This is a genomic window from Microbacterium sp. NPDC079356, assembly GCF_049545465.1.
Taxonomy (GTDB): Bacteria; Actinomycetota; Actinomycetes; order Actinomycetales; family Microbacteriaceae; genus Microbacterium; species Microbacterium gawkjiense.
Genome location: NZ_JBMWDN010000002.1, coordinates 617,604 through 636,984 on the forward strand (window position 1 = coordinate 617,604; position 19,381 = coordinate 636,984).

Consider the following 19,381-nt stretch of genomic DNA (forward strand, 5'->3'; position numbering starts at 1 on the left):
ATCACTCCAGAGGAAGATGGTCTCCATGGTGCAGCGTCAATTCCCGAAGCCCGTCGAGCTGCTCGAGCTGATGCAGTTCAAGAAGCCGGAGCTCAACGGCACGAAGCGCCGACTGGATGCCGCGTACACGATCGCCGACCTGCGGAAGATCGCGAAGCGCCGCACCCCGAAGGCCGCGTTCGACTACACCGACGGCGCCGCCGAGGGCGAGACCTCGCTCGCTCGGGCGCGGCAGGCGTTCGAGGACGTCGAGTTCCACCCCGACGTGCTGCGGCCGGCGGAGAACGTCGACACCTCCGTCGAGATCCTCGGCGGACCGTCCGCGCTGCCGTTCGGCATCGCCCCGACCGGTTTCACCCGCCTCATGCAGACCGAGGGCGAGGTCGCGGGCGCGGGAGCGGCGGGGGCCGCCGGCATCCCGTTCACCCTCTCGACCCTCGGGACCACCTCGATCGAGGGCGTGAAGGCCGCCAACCCGAACGGGCGCAACTGGTTCCAGCTGTACGTCATGCGCGATCGCGAGATCTCGTACGGGCTCGCGAAGCGCGCCGCCGAGGCCGGGTTCGACACGCTGCAGTTCACCGTCGACACCCCCGTCGCCGGCGCGCGCCTGCGCGACAAGCGCAACGGCTTCTCGATCCCGCCGCAGCTCACCCTCGGCACGATCGTCAACGCGATCCCGCGGCCGTGGTGGTGGATCGACTTCCTCACGACCCCCAAGCTCGAGTTCGCCTCGCTGTCGGCGACCGGCGGCACGGTCGGCGACCTGCTCAACGCCGCGATGGACCCGACGATCAGCTACGAGGACCTGAAGGTCATCCGCGAGATCTGGCCCGGCAAGATCGTCATCAAGGGCGTGCAGAACGTCGAGGACTCGAAGCGTCTCATCGATCACGGCGTCGACGGCATCATCCTCTCGAACCACGGCGGGCGCCAGCTCGATCGGGCTCCAATCCCCTTCCACCTGCTGCCCACCGTGGTGCGCGAGGTCGGCAAGGACGCGACGATCATGGTCGACACCGGCATCATGAACGGCGCCGACATCGTCGCCGCGATGGCGCTCGGCGCGAAGTTCACGCTCATCGGCCGCGCGTACCTCTACGGCCTCATGGCCGGCGGGCGTCCGGGCGTCGACAAGACGATCGAGATCCTCCGCAGCGAGATCGAGCGCACGATGAAGCTGCTCGGCGTCGCCTCGATCGCCGAGCTCGAGCCGCGGCATGTCACGCAGCTCACGCGCCTCGCGCCGATGCCCCGTACCGACGTCTGAGCCCGCGCGCTAGCCTGGCGCGGTGAGCGCAGCGGACGAGACGGGACCCTTCTTCCACGGCACGAAGGCCGATCTGCGGATCGGTGATCTGCTGGTCGCGGGGCGACGCTCGAACTACCGGCCGTCGATCGTGATGAACCACATCTACTTCACGGCGCAGCGCGACGGCGCGGGCCTCGCGGCCGAGCTCGCCGCCGGCGACGGCGAGCCGCGCGTCTACATCGTCGAGCCGACCGGGCCGTTCGAGGACGACCCGAACGTCACCGACAAGAAGTTCCCCGGCAACCCGACCCGCTCGTATCGCAGCACCGATCCGCTGCGCATCGTCGGTGAGGTCACCGACTTCCCGCGCCTGACGCCCGACGCCCTCGCGGACTGGAAGCGCCGGATCGCCGCGATCGAGGAGTCCGGCGGCGAGATCATCAACTGATGGCCGGCGTCATCCGCTTCTGCCGCAGCCGCAACGCCGGGCGTCGGTGCACGCGGCCGCTCGACCACCCCGGCCTGCACCGGCACCGCACGATCATGTGGACGGATGCCGCGGCCGACCCCGCCGGATGCCCCGGCTCCGGCGAACCCGGCGAGCCCGCCGCAGCGCTCGCGGACGGCTGGCCCTCCGGGCGCGCCCTCTGCCCCGTGTGCCACCGCTTCGTCCCCCTCGAAGACGGCAGGCTCACCGCGCACGAGACGTCGGATCCGCACGAGACGGATGCCGAGACCGCCCACCGCCGGGAGTGGCTCAACACCCACGGCTGGTGACGGCCCCCGTGTCCCGGCTGCGTGACATGCTGGCGGGATGCGCATCGCCGTCACAGGGTCCTCCGGCAAGCTCGGCACGGTCGTCGTCCGCGAACTCCGGGCCGCCGGTCACGAGGTCATCGGCTTCGACGTCCACGGCCGGCGCGGACCCGGCTTCGTCCAGGTCGACCTGATCGACTACGGCCAGGTCATCGACGCGCTGACCGGGGTCGGCGACCAGCACGACGGCGTCGACGCGCTCGTGCACCTCGCGGCGATCCCGGCCCCCGGCATCCGCTCGGACGTCGCGACCTTCCACAACAACATCGCGAGCACGTTCAACGTGTTCTGGGCGGCGCTGCGGATCGGCATCACGAAGATCGTCTACGCCTCGAGCGAGACCGTGCAGGGGCTGCCGTTCGACGTCCCGCCGCCCTACATCCCCGTCGACGAGGACTACCCCGCGCGCCCCGAGTCGGTGTACTCGCTCGTGAAGCACCTCGAGGAGCAGATGGCGATCCAGCTGACGCGCTGGTACCCGGCGGCATCCATCACCGCCCTGCGGTTCTCGAACGTGATGGTGCCGGAGGACTACGCGGAATTCCCCTCCTTCGACGCCGACGCCCGCGGCCGCAAGTGGAACCTATGGAGCTACATCGACGCGCGCGACGGTGCGCAGGCGGTCGCGCAGGCCCTCGAGGTCGCGCCCGCCGGGTTCGACCACTTCCTCATCGCCGCCGCCGACACCGTCATGAGCCGCCCGAACGACGAGCTGGTCGCCGAGGTGTTCCCGGATGCCGAGACGCGCGGCGACCTCGGCACGCACGACTCGCTGTTCTCGACCGCGAAGGCGCAGCGCCTGCTCGGCTACCGGCCGCAGCACTCCTGGCGCGACCACGTGAGCTGAGAGGTCAGCCGCCGAACTCGGCGTAGACCGCGATCTCGGTGTGGTTCCACGCGCAGGTCTCGGCGATCGGCCGGTGCACCTCCCAGAACTCCTGCACCTCCGTCATCCCGCCCGGGATCGGCGAGCGCTCCGCGAGCACGTCGCGCATGGCGGCGAGGCCGTCGGCGAGCGACGTGTCCGACGCGTCGGCGAGCGCGGCCGCCGCCCGTGCCGCGGCATCCATCCGCGTGTTCCATTCGTCGGCCCCGAACGCCGCATAGAAGCCGTAGCCGTCGTCGGCGTTCGAGACCTGGCTGTACACCTGCGAGTACGCCTCGCACTCCTCGACCAGGTCGGCATCCTGCACGAACGGCTCGGACGAGTAGGTGACGGCGAGGGTCCACCCGACCTCCGGCCCGATCGACAGCCACAGCATCCCCGACGATCCGTACGTCCAGGGCCAGGCCAGGGTGCGGGAACCGTCGCACTCGCCCGACAGCTGCGCCTGGCCGAGCATCATCGCGTCGCCCAGCTCGGCGATGAAGTGCGACGGGGCGTCGCAGGAGAGGTCGACGAGTACGGACCGCGCGGCCGCGGGCACGGCCAGCGGCACCCGCTCCTCGGTCCGAGGGCCGACGCCCGACACGATCTGCTCGCCGACGATGATCGGCCCGTCGCCGGGGATCACCACGGGGGTCGCCACCGGGGTCGGGTCGGGGCTCGCCTCGGGGGTCGGCTCGATCGCCGCCTCCGCGACGCTCCGGGCCTCCGTCGCGGTCGCGACGCACCCCGTCGTCAGGACCAGCGCCGCGACGGTGAGGACGAGACCGCTCCGCACCCGGCGCGCTCGGGTGTCACCGGCATCCCCCCAGATCATCCCCCCTGTCTAGCAGAGGGGTCAGATCGTGCGCAGCCGCGAGGCCCGGACGATCTGGATGACGCCGAGCAGGATGAGCGAGACGCCCATCCACAGCCAGAGCACGAGCGCGCCCCAGACGGGCGCGAAGAGGATGGCCACCCCCGCGACGAGGCTGAGAACCGCGAACGCGATCGTCCAGCCGCGCGACCGGGCGCCGCGGAGGGTCGTCAACGCGACGACACCCTCGACGATCCACAAAATGCCGACCAACGCACCCAGGAACGTCGCGAGCGTCTCGGCCGCGAGCCCGAGGTTCGAGAAGGCGACGACACCGCCGATCACGAAGATCAGGCCCAGGGCGATGTGGCCCACGCGCGCCCAGGAACCCACCGTGCGCGACAGCAGCCCGATGGCGACGTTCACGATGCCGGCGACGACCGCCCACGCCGCGATGATCCCGGCGACGACCATCGCGGTCTTGCCCGGCCAGACGAGGATCAGGATCCCGACGACGACCGCCAGCACACCCCCGATCAGGAGGGCACCGCGAATGCCGCTCACCACCGCCCGTGCCGATCCCTGCGTGCTCATCGCGCGCTCCCCTCGCCGGATGCGGCCAGGCTATCGGCCGCACCCGTCAGTCGGAAGACGCCCGCCCCCAGCCCTCACAGGAGGTTCGCCGGGGACATCCTCAGTCCCGCCCGGGCAGGCGCCATTAGGCTGAGACGTCCCGTGCCCGCCGAGCATCGCGAGCCCCGCCATGGATCTGTCGATCATCGTTCCGACCTTCAACGAGGGTCCGAACGTCGTCGAGCTGCTGCGGCGCATCGGTGACACGCTCGACGGCCGCGTCTTCGAGGTCGTCTTCGTCGACGACTCGACCGACGACACGGCCGACATCATCGCGGCAGCGGCCCGCACGTCGCGCTTCCCCGTCCGCCTCCTCCACCGCGAGCAGCCGGTCGCCGGCCTCGGCGGCGCCGTCGTCGCCGGGTTCCAGGCGGCGAGCTCCCGCTGGTGCCTCGTCATGGACGGCGACCTGCAGCATCCCCCCGAGGACATCCCCCGCCTCATCGAGCGCGCCGAACGCGGCGACGTGGACGTCGTCGTCGCTTCGCGGTACGCGTCGGGCGGCACCTCGAAGGGACTCGCCGACGCGACCCGCACCGCCGTCTCGCGCGCCTCGACCGCGCTGACAAAGGCGATGTTCCCGCGCAAGCTCGCGAACTGCACCGACCCGATGACGGGGTTCTTCCTGCTCGACACGCACGCCGTCGACGTCGACGCGCTGCGCCCGCGCGGCTTCAAGATCCTGCTCGAGGTGCTCGCCCGTCGTCAGCTGCGCGTCGACGAGGTGCCCTTCGACTTCGCGCAGCGCCACGCCGGCACCTCGAAGGCGACGTTCACGCAGGGCGTCCGCTTCCTCACTCAGCTCGCGATGCTGCGCTTCGGCCGGATGTCGGCGTTCGCGCTCGTCGGCGGGTTCGGGGCCATCGCGAACCTCGTGATCATGTGGGGCCTCATCCGCCTCGGGATGGACTACGTCCCCGCCGCCGTCGTGGCGAGCGTCGTGACGATCATCACGAACTTCCTGCTGCTCGAGTACCTCGTCTTCGCCGACATGCGCTCCGAATCCGGGCGCATGCTCACCCGGTTCCTGAAGTCGTTCAGCTTCAACGGGCTCGAGGCGATCGTCCGCATCCCGGTGCTCTCGATCCTCGTCGAGGGAGCGCACATCCCGGCGGTCCTCGCCGCGGCCCTCACCCTCGTCGCCGCCTTCGTGCTGCGCTTCGTCTTCCACGCCCTCGTCGTCTACGCCCCCCGCAGATCCGGGCGCCGCGCGGCGCAACCCGACGCCGCGCCCACGGCGGTGGGCGGGCGTACGCTGGAGTGATGACCGACACGTCCGCACAGATCACGATGTTCGGCGCCGACTGGTGCCGCGACTGCCGCCGCACGAAGGCGCAGCTCGACGGCCTCGGAGTCGACTACCGCTACATCGACCTCGAGGCCGAGCCCGACGCCGCCGATCTCGCCCGCGAGATCTCCGGTCGCACCAACATCCCCGTCGTGGTCTACCCCGACGCGACGCACCACGTCGAGCCGAGCAACGACGACGTCGCCGCGAAGCTCCGCGAACTCTCGCTCATCTGAGCCCACCCGCGCCGCGACGATGACGACGACGTCACCGGCCGCGCCCCGGGACCGCTCCCTCGACGCCGACACCCGCGCCGCCCTCGACGCGGCGCTCGCGCGCCTGCGCACCGGCTCCGCGGACTGGCGCGCGCTCCCCGCCGCCGCCCGGCGCGACCTGCTCCGCGAGGTGCGCGCGGCCGTCGGCGCGGTCGCGGAGGAGTGGGCGCGCGTCGCCGCTGAGAGCAAGGGACTCGACCCACGGCATCCGCTCGCCGGTGAGGAGTGGCTCGCCGGTCCCTACGCGGCGCTCGTCGCGCTCGACGCGTACGCCGCTAGCCTCGACGCCCTCGCGCGCGGTCGCAGCCCGCTCGCCGGCGTCCGCCTCGGCACCGGCCCCGGCGGACGCACCGTCGTGCACTCCTCGCCCTTGAACGCCTCGGACCGCCTGCTGCTGTCGGGGTACACCACCGAGGTGTGGCTGCAGCCCGGCGTCACCCCGCACGAGGCGAGGGATGCCGCGGGCCTCGCGTCGCGGCATCCGCACCGCGCCGGCGGCGTCGGCCTCGTCCTCGGGGCCGGCAACGTCACCTCGATCCCGTTCCTCGACGTGCTGTACGAACTGCTGGCCGAAGGGCGCGTCGCACTCCTGAAGGTGAACCCCACGCAGGACGCGCTGGTGCCCGTGTTCGAGCGGGCGTTCGCACCGCTGATCCGCGCGGGCCTCGTCGCCGTGGCGAGCGGCGGCGGCGACGTCGGGGCGTACCTCACGCGGCATCCCGGGATCGACCACGTCCACATCACGGGATCCGAGACCACCTTCCGCGCCATCGTCGGAACGGGCGAGGACCGGCTGCGGGTGCCGATCACCGCCGAGCTCGGCGGGGTGTCGCCGATCATCGTCGTGCCGGGGCGCTGGTCGAAGGCCGATTTGCGGTTCCAGGCGGAGCACGTCGCGACGATGCGGCTGCACAACAGCGGCCACAACTGCATCGCCGGGCAGGTCGTGCTGCTCAGCCGCGACTGGGACCAGCGCGAGGAGTTCGTGCGCGAGCTGCACCGGGCGTTCGGGCGGACGCCGCAGCGTCCCGTCTGGTACCCGAACGCCGCCGACCGACTGCAGCGCGTGAGGGACGTGTACCCGGATGCCGCGTGGTTCGCCGGCGACACCCGCGCCATCGCGGCGGGCGGCGGCGAGATCGAGACGACGGAGTACTTCGCGCCCGTGCTCGGCGTCATCGACCTCCCGGGCACCGGGGCCGCGTTCCTCGACGCGGCGGTCGCCCACGCGAACGACCGGCTCACCGGCACCCTCGGCGCCAATGTCCTCATCGACCCGGCGACCCTGCGGGATCTCGGCGCCGGCTTCGAGGACGCCCTCGCGCGCCTGCGCTACGGCACCGTGGCCGTGAACGCGTGGACCGCCTTCGGATTCCTCACCCCCACCGCCACCTGGGGCGCGTACCCGGGCGGCACGATCGACGACGCGCCCAGCGGGATCGGCGTCGTGCACAACGCGCTGCTGCTGGACGGGGTCGAGCGGACGGTCGTCCGCGGACCGTTCCGGCCCTTCCCGCGCTCGCTCGGACGCGGCCGGTTCTCGGTCCTGCCGACACCGCCGTGGTTCGTCACCTCACGCACCGGACGGGCCGTGTCGGAGGGGTTCGCGCGCTTCCGCATGGACGGCCGGGTCGGGCCGCTGCTCCTCACCCTCGTGCGGGCGTTCGGCGCCTGACCCCCGCCGCGTGACCGGCCGCGGCGGGCGGCGACGGCGGGGCGGATGAACATCGGCTGACGCCGAGTTTACGAATCGCACTCGCACGGTCGCCCGGTGCGCGCTACAGTTGCCTCCGAGTGGATCGCGCGGCCGGGGGGTCGCGCGGAGGTCTTTGGGGGACCGCGAAGCTCGCTTGGGGAACATGCAGCCGCCTTGGGGGCGGATGCAGTGACGCACATTGCTTGGGGGCATGATGCGGCAGCTGACCGATGTGTATGGGGACGCTCGGTGACCGCGGTCGACGGCATCGCGCCGGGTCTCACGCTGCCCGGGCTCGGCCCGAAGACGGCGCCGCGCACCTCGACCGCTGAGGCGCCCCGCGCCTCGGCGGCGCTCGTCGGCCGCCTGCAGTGGGAGCGCCGGTTCCGCACGCGGCTCCGCGTGAACGACGCCGTCGTCGTGGCGGTGTCCTGCACCTTCGCGACCATCGTCTCGCTCACCGCCGCTGCGCCCTCCGACATCGCCGTCCGGAACCGGGTCATCATCGCGGTCGCGACCGCGATGATCTGGCTCATCTCGCTCGGCCTCTTCAACACCCGGTCGACGACGGTCGTCGGGACCGGGCCCACGGAGTACGCGCGCGTCGCCCACGCGACCGGGCTCGCGTTCGGCCTGCTCGCGATCGTCTTCGTGGTGTTCGAGTGGCACGGCATCCGTGCGCAGCTGTTCACCGCGCTGCCGCTCGGCACCCTGGCGCTCCTCGCCTCGCGGTGGGCATGGCGACGATGGCTCATCGCCCAGCGCGCCGAGGGCCGGTACGCCTCGCGCACCGTCGTCGTCGGCTCGCGGGACGACGTGGAGTACGCGATCCGGTCGCTCGGACCGGCCGGCCAGCTGGGATACCTCATCGTCGGTGTGGCCCTGCTCGACGACGACCGGGACTCGCTCACCGTCGACGACGTCGTGTACCCGGTCACGCGCGGCGACGACGCCGTCCTGCGTGCCGCTGCGATCCACGAGAGCGACACGATCGTGGTCGCGAGCCAGCCCGCCGGCGACCCGGCGTACGTGAAGCGGCTCGCGTGGGCGCTGGAGGGCACCGCCGCTGAGCTCGTGATCTCGAGCCGCCTCACCGACGTCGCCGGGCCGCGCATGTCGCTGCGGCCCGTCGAGGGGATGCCGCTCATCCACGTCAAGATCCCGAGCTTCGAGGGAGCCGCCTACTACGTGAAGCGGGCGCTCGACATCCTCGTGTCGCTCGCCGCCCTCGTCCTGTTCGCACCGATCGCGCTCGTGATCGCGATCACGATCACGGCCGACGACGGCGGTCCCGTCTTCTTCCGCCAGGCGCGCGTCGGGCGCGACGGACGCGAGTTCGCGATGCTGAAGTTCCGCACGATGCGGGTGGATGCCGAGGCCGAGCTCGCGGCGCTCCTCGCCCACAACGAGGGCTCGGGGCCCCTCTTCAAGCTCCGGCGCGACCCACGGGTGACGCGGGTCGGCCGGATCCTGCGGTCGTTCTCGCTCGACGAGGTGCCGCAGTTCTGGAACGTGCTGCGCGGCGACATGAGCGTCGTCGGTCCGCGGCCGCCGCTGCCGTCCGAGGTCATCGCCTACGACGGCACCGTGTCGCGCCGCCTCTACATCAAGCCGGGCATCACCGGCCCCTGGCAGGTTGGCGGACGCAGCGACCTCTCCTGGGAGGAGAGCGTCCGGCTCGATCTCCGCTACGTCGAGAACTGGACCGTCATGACGGACCTGGTCCTGATGTGGCGGACAGCCAAGGTCATGGTCACCACCGAGGGAGCGTACTGATGGTCATCGAAATCCCGCGGCGGCTCGACAGCGAGCCGGTCCGCCTCACCCAGGACGAGCGGCCCCGCGCCACGCGGACGCTCGAGATCGCGATGATCGGCACCCGCGGGGTCCCGGCCTCGTACGGCGGCTTCGAGACCGCGGTCGAGGAGATCGGTCGTCGGCTCGTCGAGCGCGGACACGGCGTCACCGTGTACACGCGGGGCTCCGAGAGCCGCGCCCGCGAGTACCTCGGCATGAAGGTCGTCCACCTGCCCGCCCTCCGGGTGAAGCAGCTCGAGACGCTGAGCCACACCGGGCTCTCGGCCGTGCACGCCGTGTTGGGCCGCCGACCGGATGCCGCCTTCGTCTTCAACGCGGCGAACTCGCCGTTCCTGCCGGCGCTCCGCGCCCGCGGCATCCCGACCGCCCTGCACATGGACGGCCTGGAATGGAAACGGTCGAAGTGGGGCCGGCGCGGCAAGGCGTACTACCGCTGGGCGGAGGAGTTCGGCGTCCGCACCGCCGACGCGCTCATCGCCGACGCCCCCGGCATCCGCGACTACTACGACCGCGAGTTCGGCGTACCGACCGAGCTCATCCGCTACGGCGCCCCGATCCTCGAGGACGCCCCGGCCGACGGCATCCGGTCCCGCGGCCTGACACCGGGCGGATACCACCTCGTGGTCGCCCGGTTCGAACCCGAGAACCACGTGCTCGAGATCGTCGAGGGCTACCGCAGGAGCTCCGCGACCCGGCCCCTCGTCGTCGTCGGCTCCGCGCCCTACGCCGCCGAGTACACGCAGCAGATACGTGCCGCCGCGGGCGGCGATCCCCGCATCCACTTTCTCGGCGGGGTCTTCGACCAGGACCTGCTGGACGCGCTCTACTTCCACGCTCTCACCTACGTGCACGGGCACTCCGTGGGCGGGACCAACCCGTCGCTCCTGCGGGCGATGGGGGCCGGCACGGCCGTCCTCGCGTACGACGTCGGCTTCAACCACGAGACGCTGGCCGAGCAGGGCCTGTTCTTCGCGGATGCCGCCGAAGCCGGCCGGCACTTCGCGACCCTCGAGGGCGACCCCGCCGGCGCGACCGTGATGGGGCGGATCGTCCGCGAGCGCGCCCGCGAGGCGTTCCGTTGGGACGACATCGCGACCGACTACGAGGACCTCGCCGTCCGACTCGCCCGCGGCGAGTCGATGCACCTGCTCGGGCGACGGGCTCGGCGGCGACCGGACTCCACCCACTCGTGAGGGGCCAACGATGATGGCTCGCGACGATCGGTTCACGGGCCTAGGCGGGAATGCATTCGCGGCGGGGGTGGAGCAGCAGTCGCGTGCTCCCGAGGCGACCCGCATCACCTGGATGGACACGCTTCGTGGGGCAGCCATTTGCCTGTTGATCCTCTGGCGCGCCAGATCCATTCCGAGGCGGTTCGGATTCGAGATGCCGATGTGGCTCTTCCTTTTGAATGAGACCTTTCTCCCCTGGCGGATGCCCACCCTGATGTTCCTCTCAGGGCTGTTGCTCGCCGGCTCCCTGCGGAAGTCCCGCTCCGTCTATTACGTCGGCAAGATCCGGAACCTGCTGTGGCCCTACCTTCTCTGGGCTGCTCTGTACCTCGCCCTCTACCCCGGTGCGGGTGAGTCGATCAGCAGTCCCGCCGCCTGGTTCGGAGCCGGTTACCTGTGGTTCATCCTCTACCTCTTCCTCTATTACGTCGTGGTGCGCGCGCCGTGGTGGGTCGTACTCCCTTTCTTCACCATCGCCGCTATGTTCATTCCCCATCCCTCTCCGCAGAAGATCTGCTACTTCGCGGTGTTCCTCTTCGCCGGGCACTACGGCCGTACAGCGCTCCCGAGACTCCTCGGTGCATCGCGAACCTCCCTCGCCGTCCTCTGCGTCATCGCGGTCGGCTTCACCGCGACCTCGCTGGCGTTGTCCGCAACGGCGGGTCGGCACGCTTTCGAGTTCGCGCCCTTGTCCATTCCGTTCGTGCTGGCGTTGATCGCGGTCAGCATCCGCCTCACCCACGCCGTGCAAGTGCGAGCTTCGGACACCCCACCCATGCGATGGCTCTCCTGGGTCGGTCGCAACTCGGTGGTCTTCTATCTCAGTCACGTCCCCGTGATGCTCGTGGTCTGTGCAGCCTCCGAGCGCGCCTCGAGCGATCTCGGCATCTGGGTCGTCGTGCTGTGCGGTGTCGCCGCGCTGCTCGGCGGCATTCCTCTGGCGCTCACACAGCGTCACGCCGTCGTCTCGTGGTTGTTCCGCGCGCCGCACCTGCCACGGCTTGAGACGCGTCGCTCCCGCGTGCGGGCCGTGGCCGGGGGATCCTCATGACCGCGACGGAGACGGCGCGGACGGAGGACGCCCGCGCGGCCGAGCGTCAGCTGCTTGAAGACGAGGTCGATGTCGGGGTCGCACGGCGACTCGGCACCCGTCGGGGCATGCTCGCCTCAGTCGGCGGCAGCGCCATCGCGCGGCTGGCGGTGATGCCGGTCAGCGCACTTCTGGGGATCGTCGTCACGAGGCTCATCCTCGACAACTACGGCGAGGCGACGTTCGCGCAGTACAGCCTCTTGGTCGGTATCGCCGCCATGCTCCCCTTCGCCGATCTCGGGATATCGGCGGCCATCCTCAATGCCGCATCCGCGGCACGCAACCCCCGCACCGACGTCAAGCTGCGTGGCGTGCTCGTGTCCTGCATGCGGCTCCTCGTGTGCTGTGCTCTCGTGCTCCTGGGCGTCGCCGTCGCGATCTATGCATTGGGTTACTGGGATGTCCTCCTCGGCGACGGATTGACCCTGGACTCAGGGGCGCTCGCCGCCACCCTCTGCCTCGCGATCCTCGCTCTGAACCTGCTCGTGTCGTTCAGTCAGCGGATCCTGATCGCGCTGGGACTGAACACTCTGGTGGTCCTGTTGGGCGCCCTGCAGACACCCATCGTGCTTCTCGTCCTCTGGCTGACGATCTCTGCGGGCGCGGGCGGCGGCTACATCGCCGTCGCGTCGTACGCCGGCACATTTCTCATGAGCGTCATCGCCTTCGTCATCGCCGTCCGCAGGATCTCGCCGACCATCGGTGTCGCGTTGCGGCAGAGCCTCAACCCGCGTGTCCGCGGTGAGCGAGTCTTCGATGTCGCATGGCCGCTTCTTGTGCAGATGATCGCTCTACCCCTCGCAATGTCGTCGGACCGCTTGATACTCAGCCACCTCGGTTCCCTCGATGATCTGACCGAGTACAGCCTCACCATGCAGATGTTCGGCCCAGCGCTCGGCGTCCTCACGACAGCGGGGATGTCCTTGTGGCCCGTGTTCGCGCGGGCGCGCGCCTCGGGTGAGGCCACGCCGTTCTCGCCCCACGCGATGGCAGGCACCTTCGCAGGGCTCGCCCTCATCGGTGGTGCTCTCATCTTCGCGCTCTCGGGGTGGCTGGCCGATCTCGCTTCGGGTGGCCGGATCGAACTGGGATGGCCCATGCTCACCGCGGCTGCCGTCTTCATCATCGTGCAGGCCGTGAAGCAGCCCTACGGCATGGCCCTCACTGATGCCCGAGGGCTCGTGTTCCAGGCGGTCTGCGCAATCGTTCTCCTGCCCGTCAATCTCGGCCTGACCGTCGCATTGACGCCGACCCTGGGGGCTCCCGGACCTCTCGTGGGCTCGATCGTCGCCGTCATCCTTTGCCAGCTCGTCCCCAACGTCCTTCTCGTTCGCCGCCGTCTGCGCAATCAGATGCCCGTCAGCGGCGGCCCGGGGTCGGGAGACGACCATCAGTGAGCCGCTCACGCAGACACCCCTGCGGTCCGTGTCACCGGTGAAGCTGGCGCACGTAGGGGACCACTCGGCGTCCGCTTGGGGCGACCAGCTGTACCCGGGCGTGATCGCTCGTCTGGTGCAACGCATCGGGTTGCCCGCGGACATCACGCACTTCGCACCCATCACCGGCACCACGGTCGCCGGCGAGCCGATCCGCCCCCTCCGTGCGCTCAGGCACTCGAACGCCGACGCTGTGCTCGTCGGCGGTGGCGACCTCCTACGACTCGACACGACGACCGTCGCCCTCGATCACATGGCGGTTCCCGAGGCGGAGCGTCACGGCTTCTGGGTCCGCCTGCGAGTCGAGGCATTCCGGCGCCGGCACTACCTTCGTGGTCCGGGCGTGTGGCTGCCGCAGGACGACTGGATCACCGGGGTACCCACAGCCCTCGTCTCGGTCGGGGCTCGTCGGCTCGCACCGGACACGCGCGTGCAAGCCGCGGTCAGTCGGCTCAAGGGCGTATGGGCGCGCACCCCATACGCCGCCCATCAGATCGGGGCCTTGGGGCTGGATGTCGACCGCATCGTCGTCGCCCCCGACATGATCTTCGCCCATCCTGCCCTGTCCGCTCAGCGAGCCGCGGCGAAACGCGGTCGACAGATCGTGCGAGATCTCCTCGATGTGGAGGAGCCGCTCGTCGTCTTCCAGGCGGCGAGAGCTCACGGCTGGCCGGAGGCGCGTGTGGAGGCGGTACTCAATTCACTACACGGCCTCCCCGTCGCCGTACTCTCGCTCGGTGCCCGACCCGACGAGGAGCGCGCCCTCACTGCCGCAGCTCAGCGCACGGGGGCTGATACCCTCTTCGGTCTAAACGCTGATGAGATCGTGTGCGTCCTCGCGGCCGCTGGGATCGTCTTCACGACCAACGCCCACGCCGCTCTCGTCGCAGGCTCGTTCGGCACCCCGGTGCTCGTGCCGAGCGCCGCGAAGACCTCTGTGACCTTCGCCACCTGCCCGCACCCGCCGCATATCGAAGGGGTCAACGATGCAGACCTCGCAGCCACGGTGCGCGCCCGACACGATGATCGGCGACTGCACGATCCGGCCCCGAATGCCTCAGCAGCCGAGGCTGCGATGAGCGCCATCCTCGACCTGGCCGGTGTGGTGTGACAGCGCGGATGACCATCGTGGTCGCGCACCCCGGCGCAGAGCTGTTCGGATCCGACCGGATGCTGCTCGAGTCGGTCGCGGGGTTCCGCGAGGGCGGCGCGCGAGTCGTGGTCGTCATTCCCACCAGCGGCCCACTCGTCAGTGGACTCCGCTCCCTCGGAGCGACCGTCGTGATCGCGCCGGGTCTGGTGCTGCGCAAAGCGTTGCTCCGCCCCTCGGCCTGGGGGCGCCTGATCGGAGAGACGTCTCGCGGACTGGTTTCCGCCTGGCGCATCCTCCGACGCGTCCGTCCTGACGCCGTGTACGTGAGCACCATCACCCTCCCCCTGTGGCCGTTGGTCGCGCGCCTTCGACGCATCCCCGTCATCAGTCACGTGCACGAAGCGGAGGCGTCGGGGAGCACTCTGATGAACAGGGTCCTCTACGCCCCACACCTCTTGGCACGCGAAGTCCTCGTCAACAGCCGATTCAGCAGGGCGACGATCCGACGTGCGCTTCCCGGACTCGCCGCCCGGTCGCACATCGTCCTGAACGGTGTGAACAGCCCTGCCGAACCGCTGCCACCCCGTCCTGCACCGGAGGGATCGCTCCGAGTGCTGTACATGGGGCGCTTATCGCCCCGCAAGGGGCCCGATGTGGCGATGACAGCGGCGTCACTGCACGCCGAGACCGGTGCACGGGTCGAGCTCACCCTCCTCGGGGACGTCTTCCCCGGATACGAGTGGTTCGGCGAGGAACTGCGCGCCCGGGCCGCGGCCGCACCCGACCTCCTGTCGGTCCATTTCGCGGGCTTCCACTCCGATGTCTGGAGTTTCGTCGCCGCCTCGGACGTCGTCGTCGTCCCTTCGCGGATCGACGAGCCCTTCGGCAACACCGCCGTCGAAGCCGTGCTGGGTCTCCGGCCCGTCATCGTCTCCGACACGAGTGGCCTCCGAGAGGCGGCAGACGGATACACGACGGCGCGTATGGTGCCGGTCGACGATCCTGCGGCGATCTCCGCACGACTGCGGGAGATCACTGATTCGTGGCCGGCCGTGACGTCCGATGTCGAGGCCAGCCGCGCCGAGGCGTTGCGCCGCCACGCTCCCGCAGCGTACCGGGCCGCCGTGCGCGGTCATGTCGAACGAGCGATCCGGTCGCAGTGACGCGATCAGTGCGTCCGGCGCCACGGCAGCGGGCGGTCGGCGATGCGGGCCACCCCGTACAATGCGGGCAAGGGAAGTCTCCGCCGCGGCCGTCGGAGCGGACGGGAATCTTGGGGGTACCTATCGTGGTGGATGACATCGACCCTCCGAAGCGATCAGGCTCACCGGGGGCGGAGGTCGATCGATGAGCCTGAATGACTACTTCCTCGCGCTGCGGAAGCAGTGGTTCGTCATCGTCGTACTTGTACTCCTCGGCTCCGGCATCGGTTACGGCTACGCCGAGACGCAACCCAATGTCTACCGCGCCCAGGCGTCTGTGGTCGTCCTCCCCGCCCGGGGTGACAGCACCGCCGAACTCGTGCAGGGCTCGAACTACGTGCAGAGTCTCGTTCAGACGTACGCCCTGGTCGCCACCTCCCCCGTCGTTCTGCAGCCTGTGATCGATCGACTGGACCTCGCGATCACACCGCGGGCGCTGTCGCGTCAAGTCGTCGTCGATACACCGTTGGATTCCGCGGTGCTCGATATCTCCGTGACCGGCGGCACCCCGTCCGGCCCGGTCGCCATCGCCAACGCGATCGCCTTTGAGCTGGCCGACGCCGTCGAGAGCCTCTCGCCCCAGACGAGTGACTCCGCGTCCGCGGTTCGGATCGAGACGATCAGCCCCGCCACCGAGTCCCGTATTCCCATCGCGCCCAACTCTCGACTGCTCATCCTGACCGGAGCCCTCGCGGGTCTCGCCCTCGGCATGGTGTACGCGTGGCTGCGCCGACTGCTCGCGACGCGACTGCAGTCCCGCGAGGACGTCGCCTCGGTGACCGAGACGCCGGTGCTGGGCGAGGTGACCGGCGTGACCCACGGGTCCACACTGCCCGACGCGGTACGGAGGTCCGAGACGGGCTTGGCGGCCGAGTCGATTCGCGGTGTGGCCGCCGGCCTCCGATTCGCCAACGTCGACGGCGACACCAGCGTGATCCTGATCACCTCCGCGACATCCAGCGAAGGGAAGTCCTCGGTCGCCCTGTCGACTGCCCTCATCCTCGCCGAGCAGGGGCAGCGAGTACTTCTCATCGACGCCGACCTGAGACGTGGCTCCATCGCGAAGATGACCGGTCTCGAAGGAGGGGTCGGGGTGACGACGATCCTGGTGGGCGACATCGAGTTCGCCGATGCGGTCCAGCACTGGGCCACGAGCAATCTGAGCGTGCTCGCCAGCGGCGCGATCCCGCCGAACCCCGGCCAGTTGCTCACGTCGGATCACCTCAGACAGCTTGTCGACGACGCTCGAGTGCGGTTCGACGTGGTGGTGATCGACAGCCCGCCGGTTCTCGCGGTGAGCGATCCGCTCTGGCTCGCCCCGGTGGTGGACGGCATCCTGGTCGTCGCGCGCTACCGCTACACGAAGCGACAAGCGCTGCGACGGACGCTCGACGAGCTGGAATCGACGCGGACGCGTATCCTCGGCGTCGTTCTCAACGGCGTCCGGCGAGTCGACTCCAGCCCCTACTACGACAACGAACACTCGAGCTCGCAGCCGTGGCGCTGGCGGAGGGGTGAGAAATCGAAACCGCGGGCGTGACTCGGGCCGCCGAGGCATCGACGCGGGTCCGGTTCCTCGACAGGCAATGGACCGCGGAACCGGTGATCGCCGTCGGGTTGTGCCTCATCGTCGGACTGCGGCTCACACTCCCCTACAACGCCCCGATCGGGGGGGTGCTGGGCCTGATGCTTCTGCCTCTCTGGTTGCCCCTCCTGCGTCAGGCCCGCCTGTTCGTCACTTTGGCCGTCCTCCTCGTGGCTGCGGCGGGAGCGGGGTTGCTGCTGACGTGGTGGATGGCGGCGGAGCGGGTGGTCTCACCGTCCGCCATGGTCGAACGAAGCGCACTGGCGCTGTGCCTCCTCGGCGCCGTCGGCGGGTTGCTGTGGGCCCGTAGCGTCGTCGGCTCGTCGACCGTTTCGATCGCCTTCGGCTTCGGGATGACGCTGGGCATAGCCGCCGACCTGGGTGGTCCTGTCAGCTGGAGGTTCACATTCTCCATACCGCTGACCATCCTCCTGATGGCTCTCGCAGCACGACACGGCCGCATCATGCCGCAGCTCGTCGTCGTCTTCGGCCTCGCAGTCGTCGGTGCGCTGAACGACTCCCGGTCGAACACTGCGATGCTCTTCCTCGCGGCCGTGGTCCTGGTCTGGCAGAGGATCGGAACGGCGACGGGTGCCACGCGGCGGCGTGTGGGGAACATCGTCGGCGTGGCTCTCTTCGGCGTCGCTGTCTTCCAGATCGCGCAGGCCGCCATCCTCGATGGATTCTTCGGCGAGGCGACGAAAGACCGGACTCAGGCCCAGATCGACGAATCGGGATCCCTCCTGCTCGGTGGCAGACCCGAGATCGCGGCGTCGGATGCGCTGATCCGCCTCCACCCGCTCGGGATGGGTTCGGGCACCATCGCCTCCCCTGCCGACATCACCGCCGCGAAATCCTCGATGGCCGCCATCGGTTACGACCCGCACAACAACTATGTCGACAGATTCATGTTCGGCGGCGGCATCGAGGTCCATTCCATGCTGGGCGACTTCTGGCTCTGGTTCGGCCTCGGGGGGCTAGCGGTGTGCGCGCTGATGGCGATCATCGCGGGGGTGGGATTGGAGCGCGCGCTGCGAGACGGCACCTGCACGGCGTTGGGCATCTACCTGGCAGTCAGGCTCGGGTGGGACCTGGCGTTCAGCCCTGCCATCTCGGCGATGAAGACGCTGCCGTTAGCCCTCGTCGTCCTCGCCGTCCCCGTCGCTGCCGTCATCGCGGAGCGGTCGTCGGACCGGCGCGACCCGAGACGAGCAGTCGCGGCGGCGGCGCGAAGAGATACCTGAAAGGCGCCCGCACCGACAGCCGGTGAAGCCCGAGCGACAAAACGATCGCGACGATGGCTGCGGCCGGCGGCAACAACGGAGCCGCAGTGCGGACGAGGGGGTTCTGCGCCACGAGCGCGAGCGGAGCGATCACCAGGATGACGATCGGCGTGTGCGCGAGGTAGACGGGCAGTGTGCGCGAGCCGAGCCGGACAAGAGCCGTGGATCGCTGCAGAACCTGACTGAGCGCGATCCCGGCGAGCACCCCCACGCATGCGAGGGCGGGGTACACGCCCGGGATACTGCCGAGGTCGAAGACGGTGATGGTGAGCGCGAGTGCCAGCCACGACGCGACGATGAGCGTGCGCAGGGCCCAGCCACTGCGAGCCGCATAGGCGAACAGCATCCGCCTGCCGAACATGCCGACGAGGAAGAACACGTAGTACTTGCAAACGCCCGTCCAACTCGGGGAGGGGAGGGGGAGCACGTCGGTGAAGGCCACGATCGAGAGGATCGCAGCGCCGCACACCGAGAACGCGGCGGGGACTGCGCGCAGCGCCCTGTTCAGGAGGAAGAACAGCGCGAGCGCCCAGATGAACCACAACTCGAAGCGGGGGACGATCGGCGAGATCGCCGTGTCGAACAGTTCACGGCGCAGGTTGATGTCCACCCCGTGCACGGCCTGTCCCAGCAGATACGGAGCGAGCCCGAGCACCTCCCAGATCAGGAACACCCACACGAACAATCGCAGCTTGACGTCCCAGAGCTGAGCAAGCGGCGCCGTCGCCCACTTGGCTGCGAACAGACCGGCCAGCGTGAAGAACAGCGGCATCCGCATCGTCGCGAGCACGTCGTTGACCCAGATCCACCCGGAGACGTCTCCCACGACACCGGCGAGCCATCGCGCCGAGTGGAACAGGACGACAAGGGCGATCGCGAGACCTTTGCCCGCATCGACCCAGTCGACGCGTCCCTGACCCAGCGGCAGCGGCGGCCGCCAAAAAAATCCGGAAACGATGACCCCCAACGTCGATGCGGCTCTATCAGTCCGCCCGCTCCC

Annotated in this window: 18 protein-coding genes; 15 read left to right on the forward strand and 3 right to left on the reverse strand. The window is 69.9% G+C overall.

Annotated elements, in window-relative coordinates:
• Window positions 1–25 precede the first annotated feature (25 nt).
• The 4 genes from ACPEH0_RS07775 to ACPEH0_RS07790 are packed head-to-tail and all read left to right on the forward strand — an operon-like array spanning window position 26 to window position 2,915.
• On the forward strand, window positions 26–1,270 hold the full coding sequence (locus tag ACPEH0_RS07775) for an alpha-hydroxy acid oxidase (protein WP_366213557.1): 1,245 nt from the start codon (window positions 26–28) through the stop codon (window positions 1,268–1,270).
• Between the two features lie 22 nt (window positions 1,271–1,292).
• Window positions 1,293–1,700: an NAD(+)--rifampin ADP-ribosyltransferase gene (arr, locus tag ACPEH0_RS07780; protein WP_366213555.1), complete on the forward strand. Its 408-nt coding sequence runs from the start codon at window positions 1,293–1,295 to the stop codon at window positions 1,698–1,700.
• The gene (locus ACPEH0_RS07785; protein ID WP_366213553.1) at window positions 1,700–2,029 is read left to right on the forward strand and encodes a hypothetical protein; all 330 of its coding nucleotides are present in this window, start codon (window positions 1,700–1,702) and stop codon (window positions 2,027–2,029) included. Before arr ends, ACPEH0_RS07785 begins: the two co-directional genes overlap by 1 nt.
• A gap of 37 nt (window positions 2,030–2,066) precedes the next feature.
• Window positions 2,067–2,915: an NAD-dependent epimerase/dehydratase family protein gene (locus ACPEH0_RS07790; protein WP_366213552.1), complete on the forward strand. Its 849-nt coding sequence runs from the start codon at window positions 2,067–2,069 to the stop codon at window positions 2,913–2,915.
• A 4-nt stretch (window positions 2,916–2,919) separates the two neighbouring features.
• Here ACPEH0_RS07790 and ACPEH0_RS07795 read toward each other — a convergent pair whose 3' ends face one another.
• Both ACPEH0_RS07795 and ACPEH0_RS07800 read right to left on the reverse strand, forming a co-directional pair.
• Window positions 2,920–3,771, reverse strand: a complete 852-nt coding sequence (locus ACPEH0_RS07795; protein ID WP_366213551.1) for a hypothetical protein — start codon at window positions 3,769–3,771, stop codon at window positions 2,920–2,922.
• 21 nt (window positions 3,772–3,792) lie between these two features.
• Window positions 3,793–4,344 carry an HdeD family acid-resistance protein gene (locus ACPEH0_RS07800; RefSeq protein WP_366213550.1) on the reverse strand — a complete coding sequence of 184 codons (552 nt, stop codon included), beginning with the start codon at window positions 4,342–4,344 and terminating at the stop codon, window positions 3,793–3,795.
• 169 nt (window positions 4,345–4,513) lie between these two features.
• On the opposite strand from ACPEH0_RS07800, the gene ACPEH0_RS07805 reads away from it, so the two are divergent.
• The 11 genes from ACPEH0_RS07805 (at window position 4,514) to ACPEH0_RS07855 (ending at window position 18,342) form a co-directional block, all read left to right on the forward strand.
• Window positions 4,514–5,647, forward strand: a complete 1,134-nt coding sequence (locus ACPEH0_RS07805; RefSeq protein WP_359920706.1) for a glycosyltransferase — start codon at window positions 4,514–4,516, stop codon at window positions 5,645–5,647.
• On the forward strand, window positions 5,647–5,907 hold the full coding sequence (locus ACPEH0_RS07810) for a glutaredoxin family protein (protein WP_366213548.1): 261 nt from the start codon (window positions 5,647–5,649) through the stop codon (window positions 5,905–5,907). Before ACPEH0_RS07805 ends, ACPEH0_RS07810 begins: the two co-directional genes overlap by 1 nt.
• Before the next feature lie 19 nt (window positions 5,908–5,926).
• Window positions 5,927–7,621: an aldehyde dehydrogenase family protein gene (locus ACPEH0_RS07815; RefSeq protein WP_366213547.1), complete on the forward strand. Its 1,695-nt coding sequence runs from the start codon at window positions 5,927–5,929 to the stop codon at window positions 7,619–7,621.
• A gap of 270 nt (window positions 7,622–7,891) precedes the next feature.
• Window positions 7,892–9,418, forward strand: coding sequence for a sugar transferase (locus tag ACPEH0_RS07820; RefSeq protein ID WP_366213546.1), 1,527 nt, complete (start codon window positions 7,892–7,894; stop codon window positions 9,416–9,418).
• Window positions 9,418–10,653 (forward strand): DUF1972 domain-containing protein, encoded by a 1,236-nt coding sequence (locus tag ACPEH0_RS07825; protein WP_366213545.1) that lies wholly within the window; start codon window positions 9,418–9,420, stop codon window positions 10,651–10,653. The genes ACPEH0_RS07820 and ACPEH0_RS07825 overlap by 1 nt, the downstream gene beginning before the upstream one ends.
• 10 nt (window positions 10,654–10,663) lie before the next feature.
• A complete protein-coding gene (locus tag ACPEH0_RS07830; protein WP_366213544.1) occupies window positions 10,664–11,743 on the forward strand; it encodes an acyltransferase in 1,080 nt (359 codons plus the stop codon).
• Window positions 11,740–13,179, forward strand: coding sequence for a lipopolysaccharide biosynthesis protein (locus ACPEH0_RS07835; RefSeq protein ID WP_366213542.1), 1,440 nt, complete (start codon window positions 11,740–11,742; stop codon window positions 13,177–13,179). The genes ACPEH0_RS07830 and ACPEH0_RS07835 overlap by 4 nt, the downstream gene beginning before the upstream one ends.
• Window positions 13,180–13,279: 100 nt before the next feature.
• Entirely contained in the window at window positions 13,280–14,329 is a 1,050-nt protein-coding gene (locus ACPEH0_RS07840; RefSeq protein WP_366213540.1) for a hypothetical protein, read from the forward strand.
• 8 nt (window positions 14,330–14,337) lie between these two features.
• Window positions 14,338–15,474: a glycosyltransferase gene (locus tag ACPEH0_RS07845; RefSeq protein WP_366213539.1), complete on the forward strand. Its 1,137-nt coding sequence runs from the start codon at window positions 14,338–14,340 to the stop codon at window positions 15,472–15,474.
• Window positions 15,475–15,658: 184 nt separating this feature from the next.
• Window positions 15,659–17,053, forward strand: coding sequence for a polysaccharide biosynthesis tyrosine autokinase (locus ACPEH0_RS07850; RefSeq protein WP_366213537.1), 1,395 nt, complete (start codon window positions 15,659–15,661; stop codon window positions 17,051–17,053).
• Complete coding sequence (locus ACPEH0_RS07855) at window positions 17,050–18,342, forward strand: hypothetical protein (RefSeq protein ID WP_366213536.1); 1,293 nt, start codon at window positions 17,050–17,052, stop codon at window positions 18,340–18,342. The genes ACPEH0_RS07850 and ACPEH0_RS07855 overlap by 4 nt, the downstream gene beginning before the upstream one ends.
• Here ACPEH0_RS07855 and ACPEH0_RS07860 read toward each other — a convergent pair.
• Window positions 18,269–19,348: an acyltransferase family protein gene (locus ACPEH0_RS07860; protein ID WP_366213535.1), complete on the reverse strand. Its 1,080-nt coding sequence runs from the start codon at window positions 19,346–19,348 to the stop codon at window positions 18,269–18,271. The genes ACPEH0_RS07855 and ACPEH0_RS07860 overlap by 74 nt on opposite strands.
• Between the last annotated feature and the right edge of the window lie 33 nt (window positions 19,349–19,381).